The organism is Achromobacter sp. DMS1 (assembly GCF_001270295.1).
Genome location: NZ_LHSJ01000218.1, coordinates 1 through 7,194, shown reverse-complemented (window position 1 = coordinate 7,194; position 7,194 = coordinate 1). Strand labels below are relative to the sequence as shown.

Below are 7,194 nucleotides of genomic sequence, written 5' to 3'. Positions count from 1 at the left end.
CCCGCGTCAACCCCAACGGCGGCGCGATCGAGCTGGCCCACCCTCTGGGCGCGAGCGGCGCCCGCCTGGCCACCACGGCCATCAACCAGCTTCACCGCAGCGGCGGCCGCTATGCGCTGTGCACCATGTGCATCGGGGTGGGGCAGGGTATCGCGCTGGTCCTCGAGCGGGTCTGAGCGCCTTGGGATGTTTCCGGGCGTTCATGGCGCGCCCGGCCTGTCAGACGCGCCATGAACGTCAAGAAAAAGAGCCCGTCAGGGCTCTTTTTCTTGGGCGGCGGCCGCTCTCCGGTGAAAAAGGCCCTGTTCAGGGCAGGCCGTCGATTTTCCGGCCCGCCGACACGCCATGCTCGGCGAACCAGCCCTGAGCCATTTCGAGCGCGTAGCGCACGGGTTTCTTGGCGCAGTGGCCGTCGTCGGTCTGGGGCGCCATGTCGTCGATGTTGACGATGGTGCCGTCATCGGCGATGAAGGCGATGGACAGCGGCACCAGCGTGTTGCGCATCCAGAAGCACTGCACGTCGGGGTTCTCGAAGACGAACAGCATGCCTTCGTTGCCCGGCAGTTCGCGTCGGAACATCAGCCCCGCGCGCCGGGTGGATTCCGTGTCGGCCACTTCTGCGTGGATAATATGGATTCCTGCCGAGAGCTGGACCACGGGCAGGCGCGGCTGCGGGCCATCGGCCGGTTGCGCGTGGGCAGGCGCGGCGATGGCCAGCGCAAGGGCGGCCAGCGCCGCCTTTGCCGCTCTCGGGACGCCATGGCGGATTGCATGCGGCGGATCGGAAACAGGACGGCGTTTTTCAGCATGAGGCGATGCGGTAGTAAAAATGAGGAACTGCGTAGCAGCGAGGGCATGCGGGCGCGGGCGCGCCGGCATGTCTGGAGCCGTGCGTTGCGCGGCGGCATCCGCGATGACATCCACGGTTGCGTCCGCGCAAAAACAACGGGGCGGGGCTCGAAAGCCCCGCCCCGGATTATGGCGCAACAAGCCTGCCGCGCCATAGGGCGCTCAGGCCGCAGTGATATTCAGCGCCTGTTTGCCTTTGGGCCCCTGGATGATTTCGAAGGCGACTTTCTGGCCTTCCTTCAGGGTTTTGAAACCATTCATCTGGATGGACGAAAAGTGGGCGAAGAGATCTTCACCGCCGTCGTCGGGCGTGATGAAGCCGAACCCCTTTGCATCGTTGAACCATTTGACGGTGCCCGTCGATTTGGGATTGTCCCCTTGGACGGCGGTTGCGGTCGTATCAGACATGCGGACTGCCTCACTGAATCGTATGTTTGACAGAAGGGCATTGCGGTCTAGACCCCTGTCCCCCCTCCGGTTTTCTGGCAGATTTTTCCTGTAGAAAACCCCCCAGAATGCGTGGATAATGCGCCGCTTTTCTTTGTCGCGTCAAGTATGGAAACTACGCATTTCTACGTGTAATTCTTGGTAAGTTGCCAGCAGATCGTTCCCCGTTTAAATAGAATACGCGCGCTATGAGTTCTACCTTGGATACCCAGCACGATTTGGCCGTCGAAAAGGCGCCGGCGAAAGTTGCGCCGCCGCCGATGTACCAGGTCGTGCTGTTGAACGATGATTACACGCCGATGGAATTCGTGGTGAAAGTCCTGCAGAAGTTCTTCAACAAGAATCACGAAGAAGCCACGCGCATCATGCTGCAGGTGCATCACGAAGGACGCGGGGTGTGCGGGGTTTATCCGCGCGACGTCGCGGCCACGCGCATCGCCCAAGTGGGGCAATATGCCCGCGCGCGCCAGCATCCGCTGCAGTGCGTGATGGAACCCGTGTAAGAGAAAACCAGAAACAAGCGCCGCCCCCGGGCGGCGTTGTCATTGTCGTACCGCGCCATGGCGGCGCCGGTGCAGTTCGGGCCTCGGCATGGCCGGACGCCAGCGGGTCGGCAGCTCCGCCGCAAAGGAGCGTCGTATCGAAGTAAGCGGGGAGAGTCGCCGTGAGTGGAAAGTTCAGCAAGACCTGGCTGGCGATTGCCGGCGCCATCGTGGTGGCGGGCGCCGTGGGCGTGGGCTGGTGGATGGGCAACCCGGGCCAGCCCGGCGCGGGCGCGAACCGCGCGTCGGCGGCCCCGGGCGCGGCGGCGACCGCGCCGGCCCAGCCCGCGCAGCCTCCGCTGCCCGCCAGCGCCGTCGTGGCGAGGCCGACCCCTTCGCGGCGCTCAATTGCCAGCCGCGCCAATATAAGACGCTGCTGGCGCTGGCGGTGACGTTCACCCAGCCGGTGGACGCCAAGGCCGACCTGGACAGCTTTCTGCAGGTGACCGACACCGGCGCGGCCAGGCGCGACGAGGATGGCGCCCGAGAGCGCCGCAGCGCCCGGCGACCAGCCCGCCTCGGTGCGGCCGGGCGACGCCGCGCCCAAGGGCAAGATCCTGAAGGGCAATTGGGTGGTGGGCGACAACCCCCGCATGGTGTATTTCCCCTATGTGCAGCCGCAGCGCGCCAACGCCATTTCCATCCGCGCCGGTCTGCCGGGCGCGGGCGGCAAGGCCAGCCTGGCCTCGGCCTCGAACTGCCAGGTCAGTACGCAGGCGATGCCGCCTTCGTTCTACTTCGCCAGCCGCGGCGTGGTGCTGCCGGCGGGCCAGAACGGCGGGCTGCCGGTGGCCACCGTCAACGTGCCCGAGGTGGACGTGCAGTTTCTGCGCGTCGCGCCCGAGCGCGTGCCCGAACTGTTCGACACAGTGCTGGGCGTGGGCCGCGGCGGCGCGGCGGCGGACGACGAAGACGAGGGAGAAGAGGAAGACGGCTGGCGCTACGCGGACAACCGCAGCCTGAAAGGTTCGGTCAGCAACTGGGACCTGGACCGGCTCAACACGCTGACCACCAGCGTCTACCAGGGCCGCTTCCTCACCGACGACAAGCCCAATCGCCGCCACGTGACGTTCCTGCCGGTGGAAGGCATCAAGGAGCTGCAGGAGCCCGGCATCTATATCGCAGTCATGAGCCAGCCCGGCCGGTTCCGCTACGAGTACCAGGTCACCTATTTCTACGTCAGCGACATCGGGCTGCATGCGCGCCGCTACGCCGACCGCATCGAAGCGTATTCGGTGTCGCTCAAGAGCGGCCAGGCCATTTCCGGCGCGCAGTTCGAGCTGGTGGACGGCGCCGGCAAGGCGCTGGCCAAGGCGGCGTCCGGCAAGGACGGCCACGTGCGCTTCGAGGGCAGCTTCGCCAATGCGCGCGTCATCCGCGCCTCGCGCGGCAAGGAAATGACGGTGCTCGCGCTGGGCGAACCGGCGCTGGACTTGTCCGAGTTCGACATCGGCGGCCACGTCTCGCGTCCCAACAGCCTCTTCGTGTACGCGGGCCGCAACCTGTACCGCCCGGGCGAAACCTTCCAGGTGTCGGTGCTGCCGCGCGACCTCGACGGCCGCCCGCTCGCGCCTTCGCCGCTCACCGCCACCCTCAAGCGTCCCGACGGCCGCGTGGTGCAGACTTCGCTCTGGCATCCGGCCCAAGACCTGCCGGGCTATGTGGAGCACGCCATCGAGCTGCCGCCGGACGCCCAGACCGGCTCCTGGCTGCTGGAGCTGCGGGTCGACCCGTCCGCCAGGAACGCCGACGCGTCCTGGAAGTTCCAGGTCGAGGAGTTCCTGCCCGAGCGCATGAAGCTGCTGCTCACTTCGACGCAGCCGGTGCTGGCGCCCGACGAGCCGCTCACTGTGGATGTGCGGGGCGACTACCTGTACGGCGCGCCCGCGGCGGGCAACCGCCTGCTGTCGAGCTTCCAGGTCAAGCGCGACCGCCACGCGCTGCCGCAGCAATGGCCCGGATTCATTTTCGGCGACGTGGCCGACGACAGCCGCCGGCACTTCCAGGAGCTGCCCGAAACCGCGCTGGACGACCAGGGCGGCGCACAGCTCGAAATCGATCCGCAGACCTCGGGCACGCATTCGCCCATGAAGGTGCGCGTGTCGGCCAGCCTGCTGGAGTCGGGCGGACGGCCGGTGGTGCGCTCCATCGAGCGCAGCGTGTGGCCGGCCGACAAGCTGATCGCCGTGCGCCCGCAGTTCGAGGGCGACGTGACGCGCGAAGGCGCGCCCGCCGTCTTCGAGGCCCTGCGTGTGGACGCCTCCGGCAAGATCGCGCCGCTGGCGCGGGCGCAGATGCGCCTGTTCCGCGAAGAGCGCCAGTATTACTGGCGCTTCGACGACCAGCGGGGCTGGAACAGCGGCTACACCGAGACTGAAGAGCTGGTCGATTCGCGCGAAATCGCGCTCGAGGACCGCACCCAGTTCACCGTGGCCGTGAAGTGGGGCCGCTACCGCCTGGAGCTGGCCGACCCGGAAACCGGCCAGACGCTGCGCTACCGCTTCTACGCCGGCTGGAACGCGCAGGACGCCGACGCCATGGGCAACCGCCCCGACCGCGTGCAGATGAAGCTGGAAGGCGTGCCGGCCAGGCCCGGCGATACGGTCAAGCTCACGCTCACGCCGCCGCACGACGGCCAGGCGCTCGTCACGGTGGAAGGCGACCGCATGCTGTGGTCCAGCTGGGTGGCCGTCAAGGCGACGGGCACCGAGGTCGAGATTCCGGTGGACCAGAGCTGGAAGCGCCACGACCTGTACATTGCCGCCGCGGTGTTCCGCCCCGGCAGCGAGGGCGACCGCGTGACGCCGGCGCGCGCGCTGGGCCTGACCTATCTGCCCATCGCCAGCGCCGACCGCAAGCTCGGCGTGCAGATATCGGCGCCGTCCAAGACCGAGCCCGAGCGCAAGGCCACGGTGCGCGTCAAGGTCGACGGCGCGCAGGGCAAGCGGGCCACGGTGACGCTGTCGGCCGTGGACGTGGGCATTCTCAACATCAACCAGTACGCCACGCCCGATCCGCTGGACTATTTCTTCGGCAAACACCGCTACGCGCCCGAGCTGCTGGACATGTACGGCAAGCTCATCGAGAAAATGGACGGCACGCAGGGCAAGCTGAAATGGGGCGGCGACGCCGCCATGCGCGGCGACAGCAAAAGCCTGCCCAAGAAGGTGAAGCTGGTGGACCTGTTCTCCGGCCCGGTGGCGCTCAACGACCGGGGCGAGGCCGACATCGCGCTGGACCTGCCGGATTTCAACGGCACGCTGCGGCTGATGGCCGTGGCTTTCACGCCCGAGAACTACGGCAGCGCCGACGCCGAGATGGTGGTGGCCGCGCCCATCGTGGCAGAGCTGAACACGCCTCGCTTCATTACGCCGGGAGACCAGGCCGCCATCGCGCTGGACGTTACCAACCTGAGCGGCGCCGCGCAGAAGGTGACGGTCAAACTGGAGGCCCTGGATCCGCTGGCCATCCCGGATGGCACGCGCACGCTGACGCTGCAGGACAAGCAGCGCGCCACGCTGCGCTTCAATGCCGCCGCCACCGGCTCCTACGGCCTGGGCCTGATGCGTCTGACCGTGGACGGGCAGGGCGGCCCCGAGCCGGTGCGCATCGTGCGCGAGTCCGTGCTGCAGGTGCAGCCGGCGCACGCGCCCGAGCGTCAGGTGCGGCGCCTGCGGCTGAATCCGGGCGAGACGCAGCCGGCGCAGGCAGCGTGGGTGTCGTCCTATTACCCGGACTCCGCCACCGTCAGCCTCACGCTGTCCAACCGGCCGCCCTTCAACGTGAACCGGCTGGTCGAGGATCTGCTGAACTATCCCTACGGCTGCACCGAGCAGACCATCAGCGCCACGCTGCCCTGGGTGCTGATCGATGAAGGCGCCGCCCGGCAATTCGGCCTCAAGCCGCGCACCCAGGCCCAGCGCGAGGCCAAGGTGGCCGGCGCCCTGGGCCGCCTGGCCGGCATGCGCAACGCCGCCGGCGCTTACAGCCTGTGGGGAGACTATTCCTCGCGCGACGTGTGGCTGACGGCCTACGCCGTGGGTTTCATGCAGGACGCCCGCGACAACGGCTTCGCCGTGCCCGACGCTTCCCTGGACCGTTCGCGCGCCTGGCTGCTGGAGCAGCTCCAGCAGGGCGCGGGCAGTTTCGGCGCCTGGTCGCCCAATCTGCGGCGCAACCTGGAGTCCGGCCGCTACGACAGCGGCGACGCCAACATCCTGCGCGAAGACCATCGCCGCTTTGCCGGCCTGGCGGCCGGCGGCTGGCGCCTGGCGCGCGACGGCAAGGCGCCGCTGTCCACCGTGCGCCAGCTGTTCGACAGCTACCAGGAGGCGCGCACGCGCTCGCCGCTGCCGCTGGTGCAGCTCGCCGCCGCCTTCAAGCTCATGGGCGATGAGGGCCGCATGAAGACGGCGCTGGAGCAAGCCATGTCGCGCGACTACGGCATCAGCCGCCGCGGCGCCGGCGCCTACTACTACGACGAGTGGCTGGGCGACTACGGCTCGGCGGTGCGCGACGATGCGCTGTCGTACGCTCTCATGGCCCGCCACGATCTGCGCCACGAACGCCGCGAGAACCTGCTCGGCCAGCTCGCGTCGCGCCTGGGCAACCGTTCCTATCTCTCCACGCAGGCTGATTGCGCTGCTGCTGGCCGCGCGCGCGGCGGGCGGCGATAGCGGCACGCCGTGGGAGGCCGCGCTTACCGTCAACGGCGCGCGCAAGCCGCTGGCCGGCGGCAAGGGCGACCTGTCCGTCTCGCTGTCGGCGGCCGACCTGGGCTCGGTCCAGCTCGCCAACACCGGCTCGCAGTCGCTTTTCGTGGAGTACGACATCCAGGGCAGCCCCACCGCCGCGCCCGCGCCGCGCAACAGCGTCATCCAGCTCAAGCGCGGCTGGTACCGGCCGGACGGCCGTCCGTGGGACGGCGGCGTCCTGCAGACCGGCGACATGCTGGTGGTGTGGGTCCAGGCCACCGCCAACCAGTACATTCCCGACGGGCTGCTGGTGGACCGCGTGCCGGCCGGCTTCGAGGTGGAGAACCTGAATCTCTCGCAAAGCCCCGAGATGCAGGACTGGACCATCGGCGGGCGCCGCGTGGCCGACGCCATGGCCGATCCCAACATCCGTCACCGCGAATTCCGGGACGACCGCTACGTGGCCGCCGTGTCCCTGGGCCGCGGCAAGGTGGACGTGTTCTATCTGGTGCGCGTGGTGACGCCGGGCCGCTACGCCGTGCCGTCCACCGTGGCCGAGGATATGTATCGGCCCGAATTGCGCGGCGTGGGCGAGCAATGGAGCACCGTGGAAATCCGCGATCGCGCGCCGCGCCCTTGAGGGCCGGTCGTCCGGCGCGGCG

General features: G+C 68.5%; 4 protein-coding genes and 2 pseudogenes. 4 read left to right on the top strand and 2 right to left on the bottom strand.

Annotated features, from left to right (window positions below; translation table 11 throughout):
• A pseudogene (locus tag AD428_RS25560) lies at window positions 1–176 on the top strand (3-oxoadipyl-CoA thiolase); the annotation flags it as partial.
• A 130-nt stretch (window positions 177–306) separates the two neighbouring features.
• On the opposite strand, the gene AD428_RS20220 reads toward AD428_RS25560, so the two are convergent.
• Both AD428_RS20220 and AD428_RS20215 read right to left on the bottom strand, forming a co-directional pair.
• Entirely contained in the window at window positions 307–768 is a 462-nt protein-coding gene (locus AD428_RS20220) for a DUF192 domain-containing protein (protein WP_053246374.1), read from the bottom strand.
• 243 nt (window positions 769–1,011) lie between these two features.
• Complete coding sequence (locus AD428_RS20215) at window positions 1,012–1,257, bottom strand: cold-shock protein (RefSeq protein ID WP_006220277.1); 246 nt, start codon at window positions 1,255–1,257, stop codon at window positions 1,012–1,014.
• 227 nt (window positions 1,258–1,484) lie between these two features.
• Here AD428_RS20215 and clpS point away from each other — a divergent pair, with 227 nt between their 5' ends.
• From clpS to AD428_RS20200, 3 genes and pseudogenes are all read left to right on the top strand, one after another.
• Window positions 1,485–1,799 (top strand): ATP-dependent Clp protease adapter ClpS, encoded by a 315-nt coding sequence (gene clpS, locus AD428_RS20210; RefSeq protein WP_053244471.1) that lies wholly within the window; start codon window positions 1,485–1,487, stop codon window positions 1,797–1,799.
• Window positions 1,800–1,960: 161 nt separating this feature from the next.
• Window positions 1,961–2,230 carry a hypothetical protein gene (locus AD428_RS29725; protein ID WP_053246373.1) on the top strand — a complete coding sequence of 90 codons (270 nt, stop codon included), beginning with the start codon at window positions 1,961–1,963 and terminating at the stop codon, window positions 2,228–2,230.
• A 306-nt stretch (window positions 2,231–2,536) separates the two neighbouring features.
• Window positions 2,537–7,172, top strand: a pseudogene (locus AD428_RS20200) (alpha-2-macroglobulin family protein); the annotation flags it as partial.
• Window positions 7,173–7,194 lie beyond the last annotated feature (22 nt).